Raw genomic sequence first — 16,049 nt, 5'->3', positions numbered from 1 at the left:
GTATAGTATAAAAAGATTGATTTTGGTAGTTTTTAATGAGAAGATTTTAATAGCCAAAATGAGTTATCTATGTTAGAATAATAACGTTATTAAGTCCCGAAAAGGTAGTTGTATGCTAGTGATTGTTTCCTCTGTTGTGAGACTTCAACTGTTTTATAGCTAGTGCTTTGTAACCTAGTAACGCGTAGTGTTCTTTATCGTTCAAGGAGACCTACGAGATTTTTATTAAAGGGGGACATTTTTATGTCAGAACGTAAACTTTTCACGTCTGAGTCAGTTTCGGAAGGACATCCGGATAAGATTGCAGACCAAATTTCAGATGCGATTTTAGATGCGATTTTAGAGCAAGATCCAGAAGCACACGTTGCAGCAGAAACAGCTGTTTATACAGGTTCTGTTCATGTTTTTGGTGAAATTTCTACGACAGCTTATGTGGATATTAACAAGGTTGTTCGTGAGACGATTGCTGAAATCGGTTATAACAATGCAGAATATGGCTTTGCGGCAGATTCTGTTGGCGTACATCCGTCGTTGATTGAACAATCACCAGACATTGCCCAAGGGGTTAATGAAGCTCTTGAAGTACGTGATGGGGAAAAAGATGAACTTAGCTTGATTGGTGCAGGTGACCAAGGTCTTATGTTTGGTTTTGCCATTGATGAGACACCAGAATTAATGCCACTTCCGATTTCATTATCGCACCAATTGGTTCGTAAATTAGCTGAGCTTCGTAAATCAGGTGCCATTTCATACCTTCGTCCAGATGCAAAATCTCAAGTTACAGTGGAATATGATGAAAATGATCAACCAGTGCGCGTGGACACAGTTGTTATCTCTACGCAACACGATCCAGAAGCAACAAACGAGCAAATTCGTGAAGATGTGATTAACCAAGTCATTAAAGCTGTTATTCCAACAGAATATCTTGATGAAGACACAAAATTCTTTATCAACCCAACAGGACGCTTTGTTATCGGTGGACCTCAAGGAGATTCTGGTTTGACAGGACGTAAAATCATTGTGGATACTTACGGTGGTTATTCTCGTCACGGTGGTGGTGCTTTCTCTGGTAAGGATGCTACTAAAGTTGACCGCTCTGCTTCTTATGCGGCACGTTACATCGCTAAAAATATCGTAGCAGCAGGTCTCGCTAAGAAAGCAGAAGTTCAATTGGCTTATGCTATAGGTGTGGCTCATCCAGTATCTGTGCGTGTAGATACTTTTGGTACGGCGACAGTTTCTGAAGCTGCTTTGGAAAAAGCGGTGCGTGAAAACTTTGACCTCCGTCCAGCAGGTATCATTAAGATGCTTGATCTTAAACGCCCAATCTATAAACAAACAGCAGCTTATGGACACATGGGACGTACAGATATCGACCTTCCATGGGAAAAATTGGATAAGGTAGATGCTCTGAAAGCAGCAGTAGCAAATTCATAATGTTTTGAATAAAAATAATAGAGACTGAATATTACTTCGGTCTCTATTCTATTTTTAAAGCGTTATCAATCAAGAAATAACTGTTGACTTGTGCATGAAATTACGATATGATATTAAAAATATACTAAAAATTAGAGGTATACTATGAAAAAAGTAACGAAGATTTGGTGGCAAATGAGTCTTATTAAGAAAATTGGGATTGGTGCTATTCTAGGCATTATCCTAGGAGTTCTTCTTCCGTCGTTAACGGTCATTAGTTTATTTGGCACCCTATTTGTAGGAGCTCTGAAAGCTATCGCACCTTTACTAGTATTTTGCTTAGTAGCACATGCCTTGTCACATGCTAGACAGGGACAAAAAACAAATATGAAAACAATCATTGCCCTATATTTATTTGGTACTTTTGTAGCAGCTTTGGTAGCAGTAGTAGCGAGTTTTCTTTTCCCGATGAAATTAGTCTTATCAACTGCAGCAATGGCAACAGATATTGCCCCACCACAAGGGATTGCAGAGGTATTTGAGACCTTGCTCTTAAAAATTGTGGACAATCCAGTCAATGCTTTGGTAACAGCAAATTATATCGGTGTCCTTTCATGGGCGGTTGTCTTTGGCTTAGCCTTTCGTCATTCCAATAAACAGACTAAGGAATTGTTAGAAACATTGGCGACGGTAACTTCCAAGGTCGTTACTTGGATTATTAACCTAGCGCCATTTGGAATTATGGGACTTGTTTTTGCGACTGTAGCAGACAATGGCTTAAAGTCCTTGAAAGATTATGCTCTTTTACTGGTCGTCTTAGTTGGTAGTATGGCGTTTGTGGCTCTTATCGTGAATCCATTGATTGCATTTGTCATGATGCGTACCAATCCTTTCCCATTGGTTTTCCAATGTTTACGTGAAAGTGGTGTCACAGCCTTTTTTACAAGGAGCTCTGCAGCCAATATTCCAGTTAATATGAAACTTTGTGAAAAACTAGGACTCGACCCTGACACTTATTCGGTTTCTATCCCACTTGGTGCTACCATTAATATGGCAGGAGCGGCTGTCACCATTAATGTCCTAACAATGGCTGCTGTTCATACTTTGGGAATCACCATTGATTTTGGATCAGCTTTGCTTTTATCAGTAGTAGCAGCCCTATCAGCAGCAGGAGCGTCAGGTGTAGCAGGAGGATCTCTGCTTCTCATCCCAGTGGCATGTAGCCTCTTTGGTATTCCAAACGATATTGCCATGCAAGTTGTAGGTGTCGGATTTGTCGTTGGCGTTATCCAGGATTCCTGTGAAACTGCTCTTAACTCATCAACAGACGTTTTATTCACGGCTGTAGCAGAAAAATCAGCGTGGAAGAAATAAAGGAAGCTCACCTCAAATTCGAGGTGAGTTTGTGTTTATAAAAACGAACCTCTCACTTAGAGTTTGTCTCTAAGTCTGAGATGGTTCGTTTTTTATGTTATCATTTAGGAGCTGAAAAGTTTTTGGACTCAATATTTCTAATATCAACTATTTTGAGAAGTGAAGTAGTCTGTACTTATGACAAAAAATTAAAGAGACTGGAAAATTTCCAGCCTCAATCACTCGCTAAAAACAAAGGCACGAGTGCTATATTTGTGATCTACTAGACCTTTTCAGCCTCACGCTTGAAGATAAAGAAACGTGAGGGACATATTGTGATGTAGTATCTAAATTTTACATTAATCTTACTTCATAGTAGGGAATAGAAGTACATCACGAATAGTTGTGGTATCTGTTAGCAACATGCAGAGGCGGTCGATACCGATACCAAGTCCACCTGTTGGTGGCATACCGTATTCAAGGGCTTCAACGTAGTCGTAGTCGATACCTGTGGCTTCATCGTCACCGAGTGCTTTGGCAGCAGCTTGGGCTTCAAAGCGTGACAATTGGTCGATTGGGTCGTTCAACTCAGTGAAGGCATTTCCGTACTCTTTAGTCATGATAAAGAGTTCGAAGCGGTCTGTGAAGCGTGGATCTTTATCATTTTTCTTAGCCAGTGGTGAGACTTCTACAGGATGTCCGTAGACAAAAGTTGGTTGGATAAGCGTTTCTTCAACGAATTCTTCAAAGAAGGCATTGATGATGTGACCAATAGAAGTGAAGTGTTTTTCAACTGGAACGTGTTTTTCTTTGGCAATAGCGATAGCTTCTTCGACAGTCATTTCTTGCCAGAAGTCAACGCCTGCGATTTCTTTAACCGCATCGACCATGTGAACGCGTTTGAAGGGTTCATGGATATTGATTTCAGTGCCTTGATAAATCACTGGCTCATCACCTTTAACGGCTTTGGTAACATGTTGGATGATACCTTCTGTCAAGTCCATGATGTCAAGGTAGTCAGCGTAGGCTTGGTAAACCTCGATAGAAGTGAACTCAGGGTTGTGGGTCGCGTCCATCCCTTCATTACGGAAGATACGTCCGATTTCATAAACGCGTTCCATACCACCAACGATAAGACGTTTCAAGTGCAATTCAGTTGCAATACGAAGCACCATGTCAATGTTTTGCGCATTGTGGTGAGTGATAAATGGACGAGCAGCAGCACCACCAGCTTCATTGTGAAGGACAGGCGTTTCCACTTCTAGGAAACCAAGTCCGTCAAGGTAACGACGCATTTCAGAAATCACTTTTGAACGTGTTACGAAACGTTCAAAGCTTTCACGATTTGAAATCAAATCAAGATGGCGTTTGCGATAAATCGTTTCAACATCGGTTAAACCGTGGAATTTTTCAGGAAGTGGGCGAAGAGCTTTTGACAAGTGAGTGAGTTTTGTCGCTTTAATAGAAAGCTCACCCATATCGGTACGCATCACTTCACCTTCAACACCAAGGAAGTCCCCAAGGTCTGCTTTTTTGAAGATTTCGTAATTTTCTTCACCAACAGCGTCTTTACGCACGTAAATCTGAATTTGGCCTTCGCGGTCTTGGATGTGGGCAAAACCAACTTTCCCCTTACCACGCTTGGTCATCATACGACCAGCAATCGTAGCCGTTTCACCAAGGTCATGCAACTGGTCTTTATCTTTATCAGCATAGAGTTCTTTTAATTCTGCTGAGTTATGGCTACGCTCAAAGCGTTTTCCAAATGGATCAATACCTTGTTCAGCAAGGGCCGCCATTTTTTCACGGCGAACAATCTGTTGATCATTTAATTCTTCAATATGTTCGTTTGACATGTCATCCTCCAATAGATATTCTTACCTATTTTACCATAAAAATTAAGAGAATACACGTATTTTTCCACGATTTAAGTGTTTGAAAATGTTGAAAATATTGAAAAATGAGATGAAACATTGTATAATTGAAACCATAGTGATAAATCTTTAAGAAAAGAGACTGTAATGATAACTTCCATTGTATTTGACGTTGACGATACGATTTACGATCAGCAAGCCCCTTATCGTATAGCGATGGAGAAGTGTTTTCCTGATTTTGATATGAGCAAGATGAATCAGGCCTATATTCGTTTCCGTCATTATTCAGATGTTGGTTTCCCCCGTGTAATGGCGGGCGAGTGGACGACTGAGTATTTCCGCTTTTGGCGTTGCAAAGAGACCCTTTTAGAATTTGGGCATCGTGACATTATGGAAGAAGAAGGCAATCATTTCCAAGAGGTCTATGAGCGTGAGCTTGAAAATATTACCATGCTTGATGAAATGCGTATGACCCTTGATTTTCTCAAGTCAAAAGGTGTCCCAATGGGGATTATTACAAATGGTCCGACTGAGCATCAGTTGAAAAAAGTTAAGAAGTTGGGGCTCTATGAGTATGTAGATCCTAAGCGTGTTATTGTCAGTCAAGCAACTGGTTTCCAAAAACCAGAAAAAGAGATTTTTAACCTTGCAGCAGAGCAGTTTGATATGAATCCACAGACAACCCTTTATGTTGGTGATTCTTACGATAATGACATCATGGGAGCGCATAATGGTGGTTGGCACTCAATGTGGTTTAACCATCGTGGACGGACTTTGAAGCCTGGAACCAAACCAGTTTATGATGTAGCGATTGATAACTTTGAACAACTCTTTGGTGCTGTAAAAGTCCTCTTTGACTTGCCAGATAATAAATTTATCTTTGACGTTAACGATAAGAAAAATCCTATTTTAGAAATGGGGATTAATAACGGTCTTATGATGGCAGCCGAACGTCTTTTGGAAAGCAATATGTCTATTGACAAGGTTGTTATCCTATTGCGTTTGACGAAGAATCAAGAGAAAATTTTACGCTTAAAATATGTGAAATAAGAGTCTAGCTAAGCTAGGCTTTTTTCAATATTTTAAAAGCAATCGATTGCTTTATTTTAAGTTAAATTTTCTAGATTAACAGTATAAAAAGTAAAAATAAAATTATAAAACCAATGGAAAACGATTGCATAATTTGAAATGAGTGCTATAATGTATGTACTATCATAACATTTACTTTAAGGAGAGTTAATATGTTTTTTAACCCTAAAAAACAAGGACGTTCCTACCCAGAAAAACGAGATGTTTTCAGCATTCGTCGTTTAAAAGTAGGCGTCGCTTCTGTTACGATTGCCTCAGCTCTTTTTCTAGGAACAACAGTCGGAAATAGAACGGTATCAGCAGATGTTTTAGTCGAAGATACTGAGACTGTTGTTGTACCCAAGGAAGAAGTACCAGTAACAACTGATACGAAGACTTCAAATCAGACAGGTAATGAGACATTGCAACCTGTTACATCTGAAACAGTTGATGAGCAAGTAACTCCTGTGGAAACGAGTGCAATCTCTATAGAGGAACCAGTTGCAGTGATAACTCCAGAAGAGTTAGAAGCGGTACCTGCTAAAACTCCTGAGACAGTTTCAGTCACTCCCTTAAACAGGGCTAGTGAGACACCTCAAGAAAAGGCAACTCCAATTGAAAAGCAGCATATCCGATTGCATTTTGAAGGCTTGGAAGAGGATAATATTTCCTCTTACGGACTTTGGACGTGGGGAGCAGTTGCAGAGCCATCAGATGGTAACAAATGGCCAACAGATGTCGAACCTTTTGTTGCAACTCAAAAAGATGACTTTGGCTATTACATTGACGTTAAACAAAGCGAGACACCAGGAAAAATTGGTTATCTCCTGCTAAAAAATGGTGAAAAAGTAGGCGATGGCGACCGTGAGATCACCCCTCTAGCGACAGAAATGAATGAAGCCTGGATTCGTTCAGATTTTACAACCTATAGCTACCAGCCATTGGCAGATGACAATCTGCTTCGCTTGCACTACAAGCGTGAGGATGGAAAATACGACGGATGGGGTGTCTGGGCTTGGGGTGATACATCAGCTTCATTTGAAAAATGGCCGAGCGATGCCTTAGATTTCACTGGGCGTGATGATAAAGGTGTTTATCTAGATATTCCTCTTTCAAAAGGCAAAGCTTCAAATATTGGCTTTTTACTCGTTAATCAAAAAGATGATCAAGCACCGGGAAATAAAACAAAAGACCTAGCATTTGCTGATCGTGAAAATCACAGTCATATCTTTATTACAGCAGGTGATGACGCTGTCTATACAAATCCGTATGGTGTTGCAACACAGACCACACAAGATTTCAGTAAGGCAACACCTGGTCAAGGTGGCATCACAGTCTCAGCTAGTAGTTACCGACCATTCCACTACAATGAAACAGGTCTCATTGACCTTTCTGTTACCAATCCTAATCAGGTAAAAGTAACACGCATGGAGGTTGATACAAAAGCTATTGGTGGTGGTGTGATTGAAGTATCAAGTGAACTTAATCGCGTTACGATTACGGCCTCTTCAACCACGGTAGCAGGCAATTATGAGTTACCAGTTCGAGTTTATGATGAAAATAATGGTTACTATGATACCAAGGTAACTGTGACTGTTAAAGAGCGTAACAAAGCAAAAGGTGAGCGCGACTGGGACGAGCAAGTCATCTATTTTATGGTGACGGATCGTTTTAACAATGGGGATTCTTCTAATGATGATGCTAAAGTGCTGTCATCTGTAAAAAATAAAGCGGGTGCTTATCAAGGTGGCGATTTTAAAGGTGTTACGAATAAGTTAGATTATTTGAAGCAACTAGGGGTATCTTCAATTTGGATTACACCAATTGTTGAAAATGTTTCTGAAAATTTTGGAACAGAAAAAGATGGTGAATACTATGCTTACCATGGTTATTGGGCTAAAAATTTTGAAAAATTGAACCCACATCTAGGAACTTTAAAAGACTTCCACACCTTGATTGATGAAGCTGCAGCGCGTGGTATCAATATCATCGTTGATGTGGTGTTGAATCATCCTGGTTACGGAACAACTGAGCAGTTTTCAGGGTTAGTTAGAAAACCAGAAGAAGAAATTTCAGGAGATGACCAAAAAGGCTCCTTGTCAAACCTTCCTGATTTTAAAACAGAAGAAATGGCTGTGCGTCAACAATTGGTCAACTGGCAAACCGCATGGTTAAAAACAGCAACGACACCAAAAGGAAATAGCATCTATGGTTTTCGTGTTGACACGGTGAAACATGTTGATGATGTGACCTGGCAACATTTTAAAAATGAATTGGCTCTAAAAGACCCGGACTTCCATTTAGTTGGAGAATCTTGGGGAGCAAACTATAAAGACACTAAGGGTGATTTAGGAACAGGAACTATGGATAGCCTTCTTGACTTTGGCTTTAAAGAGATTGCTAAATTGGCTATTGGTGGACGGCTAAAAGCTGCTAATGAAGAGTTGAACGCTCGCAATGATGTGCTTTCTAGCAATTACACCTTGGCACAATTTCTAGGAAGTCATGATGAAGACGGGTTCTTGTATAGTATTGGCGGAGATGAAGGCAAGCTAAAACTAGCTGCAAGCCTTTTATTGACAGCTAAAGGTCAACCTGTGATTTATTATGGGGAAGAGTTGGGACAAAGCGGAGCTAATAACTGGCCAGTTTATGATAATCGTTATCTTTTTGATTGGGATAAGGTCGCAACAAGCTCAGTGCTCAGCCATTACCAAAAACTTCTTGCCTTTCGAAATGCGCATAGTGAATTGATGGCAAGAGGTAATCGTTCAACAGTTGCTGCCAATGATAGCCAGCAATGGCTTTTAGCAAAACGTGAGACAGATAAAGACGCTGCCTACATGCTCTACCAATTAAAAGACCAAGTACAAACCTTGCAGTTAGAAGTCAGTGAACAAGCAATAGTCACAGATGCCTATGGTCAGAAATCTTATCAAGCGACTCAAGATAGTTCAGGAAAATGGTTTGTTACGGTAGAGGTTCCAAGCCTTTCAGATGGTGGTACGATGCTTTTGACCACAAGCGCTGGAAACATTGTCGGAGTTACTAGTCCAACGACTGATGAAGCTCCAATTGCTGAAAATACCCTTCGTATTCACTTCAAGAAATTACCAAGTGATGATGTGAAATCACTTGGCTTATGGACTTGGGGTGATGTGGAAACACCTTCTGAAAAGGTAGCAGCTTGGCCAACAGGTGCGACAAGCTTCGTAGATGCTAAAGAAGACGATTACGGTTACTATCTTGATGTTAAATTGGTTGATGCTAACCGCTCCAAAGTTTCTTATCTGATTAACAATGTGGGTGGGGCTAACCTGACTGGGGATAAATCCATTGACATCATTAGTCAAGAGATGAATGAGGTTTGGCTAGACGAGGACTTCAAAGCCCACTATTATCGTCCACAGGCTAAAGGAACCATTCGTATCAATTATTTCCGTACAGATGGTAATTACGATAAGAAAGCCCTATGGTTGTGGGGCAGTGCAGCTTCATCAATAACAGATCGATTAGGTTCTTGGCCAAACGGTGTTGATTTTGAAAACAAAGGAAAATACGGTGTCTACATTGATGTGCCGTTGGCTAATTTTGATGAACTTGGTTTCTTACTTCTTGATGAAAGTAAGGATGGCGATGCTGCGAAAATCAATCCTAATAATTACAGTTTTAAAGATTTACAAACGCACACACAAATTTTCTTAAGAAATGAGGATCCAACCATTTATACCAATCCATATTTTACAAATCTTGTTCGTGTCACTGGTGCCACTCAATTAAGCCAAAGTCAGATTGAAGCAACCTTTAGCACCCTGGAAGAGATTGATAGCGCAAGCTTGTTGCAAGAGCTTAAAGTAACCAATCAAGCTGGTAACGCAATCGCTGTTACAGATGTTGAACTGGATACAGTAGGTAAAAAAGTTATTTTGACTGGTGATTTCAAGGAAAACTTGGCACCGTTTAAAGTGGCCTACCATTCAGATAGCGTGATGACACGCCAAAGTTGGCAGTATAAAGACGCTCTTTATGCCTATGATGGTGAGTTGGGGTCACGTGTTAAAAATGCTGGTAAAACAGTTGAGATGACCTTGTGGTCACCGAGTGCAGATGGCGTCTCTGTAGTTATTTATGACAAAGAAAATCAGACTAAAGTGTTAGGTGAAGTAGCCATGGTCGCTTCTGAAAAAGGAACTTGGCAATTATCACTGACTGAGCAAAATGATTTGGGCATTTCAGATTATCGTGGTTATTATTACCATTATAAGATTAGCCGAGATGGCAAAGAAATTCTTGTGTTAGACCCATATGCCAAATCGTTAGCGGCTTGGAACAGTGATTTGGCTAGTGATGATAATCCTGCGTCTAAAGTAGCTAAAGCGGCATTTGTAGATCCAAGTTCAATTGGGCCAAAAGTTAGCGAAGCTAAGATAAAAGGTTATACTAGTCGTGAAGATGCTATTATTTATGAAGCACATGTGCGTGACTTTACATCAGATCAAGCTCTTGAAGGGAAATTATCACATCCGTTTGGCACCTTTTCAGCCTTTATCGAAAAATTGGATTACCTTAAAGACCTTGGTGTGACCCACATTCAACTTCTACCAGTAATGAGTTATTATTTTATCAATGAACTGGCAACACGTGAACGTATGACGACGTACGATTCTAGTGATACCAACTACAACTGGGGATATGACCCACAAAGTTATTTTGCCTTGACAGGCGCCTATTCGACAGAACCTCAAAATGCTGAGAAACGCATTGCTGAATTTAAAGAGTTGGTCAATGCCATTCACGAACGTGGTATGGGGATTATCTTAGATGTCGTTTATAATCACACGGCAAAAGTCAATCTTTTTGAAGATTTAGAACCAAATTATTACCATTTTATGGATGCTGAAGGTAAGGCAAAATCAAGTTTTGGCGGTGGTCGTCTTGGAACAACACATCACATGAGTCGCAGAGTGTTGATTGATTCGATTAAGTATTTGGTATCTGAGTATAAAGTAGATGGTTTCCGTTTTGATATGATGGGGGATCATGATGCTGAAAGTATTGAACTAGCCTTTAAAGCTGCGCAAGCCATTAATCCAAACATCTTAATGCTGGGTGAGGGTTGGGTAACTTACACAGGTGACGCTAATGATGAGCGTCAACCAGCAGATCAAACATGGATGAAGTTGACAGATACCGTGGCCTCTTTTTCTGATGATATTCGTAACCAGCTAAAATCAGGGTATCCAAATGAAGGAACCCCTGCCTTTCTGACAGGTGGTGCGCGTGATATTAGAACAATCTTCAAAAATATTAAAGCGCAGCCAACGAATTTCACCGCAGACGATCCAGGTGATGTGATTCAATACATTGCAGCTCATGACAATTTGACCTTGTTTGACATCATTGCACAATCTATTAAGAAAGACCCATCAATTCCTAAGAATAATGCTGAAATTCACCGTCGCTTGCGTTTAGGAAATCTGTTGATTTTGACGTCTCAGGGCACACCATTTATCCACTCTGGTCAAGAGTACGGACGGACTAAGCAATTTAAGGATGAGGCCTATAAAGAGCCTGTTTCAGCAGAACTGGTACCAAATAAATCACATCTATTGACTGATAAGGATGGCAAACCATTTGTGTATCCTTACTTTATCCATGACTCCTACGATTCAACGGATGCCATTAACCATTTTGACTGGACAAAAGCAATCGATGCTCAGCTTTTCCCTGAAAATACAAAAAGTCAAGCATATACAAAAGGGTTGATTGCTTTAAGGAAATCAACAGATGCCTTCCGTCTCAAAGATTTGGCAAGTGTTGATAAACAGGTTACTTTGTTAACAATTCCTGGGGAAAATGGCATAGCAGAAAATGATTTGGTTATTGGCTATCAAGTAAAAGCAAGTAATGGTGATACCTATGCTGTTCTGGTAAATGCTGACGCTAAAGAACGAGTGATTACCTTGACAGATGATTTCAAGGCTCTGAGAGAAGCAGAAGTGATTGCCGATGGTGAACAAGCGGGTGTTATTGCGATTGATAATCCTGTTGGCATGGCATGGACAGAAAAAGGAATTCGCTTGAATGCTCTAACAGCAACCATTTTACGCCTGAAAGCTAAAAAAGATGAAACAACCTCTCTTGAATTAATAGATGCTGCTACGGGAGTACGTGTCTTGATAGGTGACAATGAAACTGTACCAGCTGCCGGGCTCAAAATTACTCACCTAGAACCAACAGCAGACCAGATACCATCAATCTTAAAAGGCATAGATTTTGATCTTTATGATATTGAAGTGGTAGATAGCACAGGTCGTGTTTTAGAGATAACGGCGCCAGCTCGCGTTTTCTTGCCAACTGACTCTGGTAAAAAAGTTAAAGCAGTTGTTTACTTACCAAATGGACAAACAGCAGAAGAGCTTAACTTTACAGAGGTTGTCTATGATAATCAAGTCGGTGTTGTCTTTACCGCAGAGCATTTTAGCCACTATGGTATCGTTTATCAGATGATGACTAACACTTCTGTGACGACACAAGATAACTCACAAAAACAAGAATTAGAGAAAGAACTATCTGATAATGGTTCACAACCAGTTCTAGAGCAAGTTTCTCAAGTTGTTTCTCGTAATGTAACTGAACAAGTGTCGCCTTCAGAAACGTTACCAAACACTGGAGACGACAATAGCATTTATCTTGCCTTAGCAGGATTAGCACAAGTACTAACACTAGGCGGTGTACTTGTCAAAAAACATCGACAAGATTAAAAATGAAATGTCTCAGTGACTATAAACAAAACTGAAGCTGGATTATTCGAAGCCACTGAAAAAGTAAGCATCTTAACTTGAATAATATTCATTCAAAATCAAAATTAGCAGTTTAAGTCAAATCAAGAACCAATAAATGGCTTGATTTACCAGAGCTTCTTTCGTCATGGTGGTATTCTTATCGAGAGTTTACTCTTGATAAGAACGGACTTTTTGAGACCTAGGCTCAAAAAGTAGCAATGAAACTCCGTAGGAGGTTGCTTGCGTCCGCACCTTTTTAGAAAGAAGCAAAAAAGTAATTTTTGAATTTGGTTAAGTATAAAAAGAAAAACCGAAGAATCTTTCTGTAATTGGAGCATGTCCCTCGGTTCTTTTTACCGAAATTATGACTTCCTTCCTACTCTAGTTTTTCTCTTATATGAGAAATGGATTATAACTGAAATTAGTTTATATAAAACTACGTATTTAAAGCTTAAACGAGTATAACAAATCGGACAAAAAATCTAGCTATGGAGATTTTTAGGTGTGATTTTGACAAGAGCCCATATTTGAGGTATAATACCCAAAACATCAATAAACCTTTAAGACGTCCAGAGAGGCGGCAAGGTTGGAAAATGTAGCAGAAAAAGTGTTCAGCTGTTTATTTTGGAGCTTGATGCAGTTGTTGATTAGAAACTTTAAAGTTGAGAGTGCACATTCTAATCAATGCTGCAGAGTTTGGTGTGAAATTGTTCTAGGGATAGTTTCAGCTAGAGCCTAAAAATAGATAGTAAAAGAGATCAATGTTTTCATATTGATTTTAATGATATTTTTACCTACTATCGACCTTGTCTCAATCACGGACAAGGTCTTTTTTGCATATAGAAAGTGAGGTTATTATGGGCTTTGATTATGATAAAGAGGTTATTTTAAAAGAAGTGATGACGATTGTTAGTCAGCGTGAAATTGCACCATCTATTTTTGAAATGATTTTAACAGGTGACTTGGTTCAACAGATGAAAGCAGGACAGTTTTTACATATACGTGTGCCAGATCCTTCAAAATTATTGCGTCGTCCTATTTCGATTTCTGAGATTGATAAGGAAAAGGGGCAAGTAACCATTGTTTATCGAGTTGAGCGTGCAGGGACAGCAATTTTATCTCAGCTTAAAGCAGGAGATAAGCTTGATGTGATGGGACCTCAGGGAAATGGTTTTGATTTATCGGTTGTAGAAAATGGTCAGACAGCTCTCCTTATCGGAGGAGGAATCGGCGTACCTCCACTTGTTGAAACAGCTAAGCAATTATATGAGAAAGGCGTAGAAGTTATTTCAGTGATTGGTTTTGCCAATAAAGATGCTGTTATTTTAGAAGAAAAGCTGCGCCAGTATGGTGATGTCTATGTCACGACAGACGATGGAAGTTACGGAATCGAGGGCTATGTATCGACTGTCATTGATACATTTGATTGGACAGCGGATGCTATTTACAGTTGTGGTGCACCAGGTATGCTCAAATATGTTGATCAACGATTTGAAAATCACCCACATGCTTTTCTATCTATGGAAGAACGCATGGCTTGTGGTATGGGAGCTTGCTATGCCTGTGTTATTCATCTAAAAAATGAAACAGATGCTGCTAATAAAAGAGTTTGTGAAGATGGTCCAATCTTTCCAACTGGGACTATTGTTTTATAGGAGGTTTTATGTCTAAACGTTTACAGATTTCATTACCCGGTCTTGACTTGAAAAATCCAATCATTCCTGCTTCTGGTTGTTTTGGTTTTGGTCAAGAATACGCTAAATATTATGATCTTAATCAACTCGGTTCGATTATGATTAAAGCAACAACAGCGCAGCCTCGTTTTGGTAATCCGACACCTCGTGTTGCTGAAACACCATCCGGTATGCTCAATGCCATTGGGCTTCAAAATCCGGGAATTGATGCAGTTTTGGCAGAAAAATTACCATGGCTAGCTCAGCATTTTCCTGATTTACCTATTATTGCCAATGTAGCAGGATTTTCAAATGAAGAATATGCCTATGTGTCTGGGAAAATCTCCAAAGCACCAAATGTTAAAGCCATTGAGCTGAATATCTCATGTCCCAATGTTGACCACGGGAATAACGGTTTATTGATTGGGCAAGTCCCAGAATTGGCTTACGCAGCCGTAAAAGCAAGTGTTGAAAATTCTGACGTCCCAGTTTATGTCAAATTAACCCCAAGCGTTTCTGATATTACAATGGTAGCTAAGGCAGTCGAAGATGCGGGAGCAACAGGCTTTACCATGATTAATACCTTAGTCGGAACACGATATGATTTGAAAACGAGAAAACCAGTCATTGCCAATGGTCAAGGTGGTATGTCTGGTCCAGCGATTTTTCCAGTAGCACTCAAATTAATTCGTAAAGTGGCACAAATGACAGATCTTCCAATCATCGGTATGGGTGGTGTGGATTCAGCAGAAGCTGCGCTTGAAATGATGATAGCAGGTGCTTCGGCAATCGGCGTTGGAACAGCTAATTTTACAGATCCCTATGCCTGTCCTAACATCATTGCAGACCTGCCTAAAGTGATGGATAAATATGGCATTTCGGATTTAGAGACCCTAAGAAAAGAAATGCGACAAGAACTGAGAGAGAGACTTTGTTAAATCTCCTGTTCCTTGTGCTTTCTTGTAATGATTATGTACATTGAAGTTACAACGTTGATGTTTCTGTAGTAGTAGCGAATAGTAAATTTATACTCATCCAAAATCAAAATTAGCATTTTAGAACCTCTAATACTTTTGATGGACTACCGAACGAAGTGAGGCTAAAATGTTTCTTTCGCTATAGTGGTATTCATATCAGTGACACTGTCCAGTGGACAGTGTCAGCCTGAACTTAGAAATCAAAAAGCGAGGGGAATTTGTTTGATATGAACGGATTTTTGGGAGAACTACAGAAATTGAAAGTCAATTTCGTAGTAGTTCCCCCGCAAGGATGATTAGGGTGGACGCTGTCGAGTAGTCGACAAGTACATCCAATCATCTACTGCGATAGAGATAAGCTCAAATCTAGCAATGAAACTCCGTAGGAGTTTTGATGTTGACTTTGTCAACTCTATTTCCCACCTCAAAAGGTTCCCCAAACCTTATCGACTGTGACGAACTCTGTTCGTCTTATTTCCCACCCCCAAAGGTCTCCCAGACCTTTGGAGCGTCCGCACTTTTAAGAAAGAAACAAAAAGTAATTTTTGATTTTTGTTAAGTATTAAACGTTATAGTAATTCATGACTAACTAGTCGCAAATTTTGAAAGAATTATAAACATTATATAAAAATATGCACCACCCACAAAATAGACGATAAATAAAAAAATGCACATTTAATGTAACTTGAGTATTTTTTAAAGCTATTTAAAGAAGAAACTGCGCATAAAAGGTATTAAATATGCATAAAAGTTCTTGTTAAAAGTTTGAAATGTGATATAATTTAGAATGGATTTAATAACCAATTTTTTCAGAGGGGGTGTTGACTGTTTGGGGAGATATAAGTATTTCATCATATTAGTGATTGCCATGCTTATAGTTGTAGTTGGGGGAGTTGTCCTCAC

At 39.6% G+C, this 16,049-nt stretch carries 7 protein-coding genes; 6 read left to right on the top strand and 1 reads right to left on the bottom strand.

Translation table 11 applies throughout. The features are described from left to right. Positions 1–243 precede the first annotated feature (243 nt). On the top strand, positions 244–1,437 hold the full coding sequence (gene metK / locus EAF07_RS08320; protein ID WP_121836104.1) for a methionine adenosyltransferase: 1,194 nt from the start codon (positions 244–246) through the stop codon (positions 1,435–1,437). A gap of 144 nt (positions 1,438–1,581) precedes the next feature. Further along, on the top strand, positions 1,582–2,790 hold the full coding sequence (gene sstT / locus EAF07_RS08315; RefSeq protein ID WP_121836103.1) for a serine/threonine transporter SstT: 1,209 nt from the start codon (positions 1,582–1,584) through the stop codon (positions 2,788–2,790). Between the two features lie 344 nt (positions 2,791–3,134). Here sstT and lysS read toward each other — a convergent pair whose 3' ends face one another. After that, complete coding sequence (gene lysS, locus EAF07_RS08310; RefSeq protein ID WP_121836102.1) at positions 3,135–4,625, bottom strand: lysine--tRNA ligase; 1,491 nt, start codon at positions 4,623–4,625, stop codon at positions 3,135–3,137. Between the two features lie 165 nt (positions 4,626–4,790). Here lysS and EAF07_RS08305 point away from each other — a divergent pair, with 165 nt between their 5' ends. From EAF07_RS08305 to EAF07_RS08290, 4 genes are all read left to right on the top strand, one after another. After that, positions 4,791–5,693 (top strand): HAD family hydrolase, encoded by a 903-nt coding sequence (locus tag EAF07_RS08305; RefSeq protein WP_121836101.1) that lies wholly within the window; start codon positions 4,791–4,793, stop codon positions 5,691–5,693. A 191-nt stretch (positions 5,694–5,884) separates the two neighbouring features. After that, positions 5,885–12,475 carry a pullulanase gene (locus EAF07_RS08300; RefSeq protein WP_121836100.1) on the top strand — a complete coding sequence of 2,197 codons (6,591 nt, stop codon included), beginning with the start codon at positions 5,885–5,887 and terminating at the stop codon, positions 12,473–12,475. Positions 12,476–13,353: 878 nt separating this feature from the next. After that, positions 13,354–14,151, top strand: a complete 798-nt coding sequence (locus EAF07_RS08295; protein ID WP_121836099.1) for a dihydroorotate dehydrogenase electron transfer subunit — start codon at positions 13,354–13,356, stop codon at positions 14,149–14,151. Between the two features lie 8 nt (positions 14,152–14,159). Then, positions 14,160–15,107 (top strand): dihydroorotate dehydrogenase, encoded by a 948-nt coding sequence (locus EAF07_RS08290; RefSeq protein ID WP_121836098.1) that lies wholly within the window; start codon positions 14,160–14,162, stop codon positions 15,105–15,107. Positions 15,108–16,049: the final 942 nt, after the last annotated feature.

The sequence above is a fragment of the Streptococcus hillyeri genome, from assembly GCF_003686955.1.
Taxonomy (GTDB): domain Bacteria; phylum Bacillota; class Bacilli; order Lactobacillales; family Streptococcaceae; genus Streptococcus; species Streptococcus hillyeri.
This window is presented reverse-complemented; position numbering and strand designations above follow the sequence as displayed.

Coding starts and splice junctions, on each gene's coding strand:
- EAF07_RS08300 (WP_121836100.1), top strand. CDS start 5,885: ATGTTTTTTAACCCTAAAAAACAAGGACGTTCCTACCCAGAAAAACGA.
- EAF07_RS08290 (WP_121836098.1), top strand. CDS start 14,160: ATGTCTAAACGTTTACAGATTTCATTACCCGGTCTTGACTTGAAAAAT.
- sstT (WP_121836103.1), top strand. CDS start 1,582: ATGAAAAAAGTAACGAAGATTTGGTGGCAAATGAGTCTTATTAAGAAA.
- EAF07_RS08295 (WP_121836099.1), top strand. CDS start 13,354: ATGGGCTTTGATTATGATAAAGAGGTTATTTTAAAAGAAGTGATGACG.
- metK (WP_121836104.1), top strand. CDS start 244: ATGTCAGAACGTAAACTTTTCACGTCTGAGTCAGTTTCGGAAGGACAT.
- EAF07_RS08305 (WP_121836101.1), top strand. CDS start 4,791: ATGATAACTTCCATTGTATTTGACGTTGACGATACGATTTACGATCAG.
- lysS (WP_121836102.1), bottom strand. CDS start 4,625: ATGTCAAACGAACATATTGAAGAATTAAATGATCAACAGATTGTTCGC.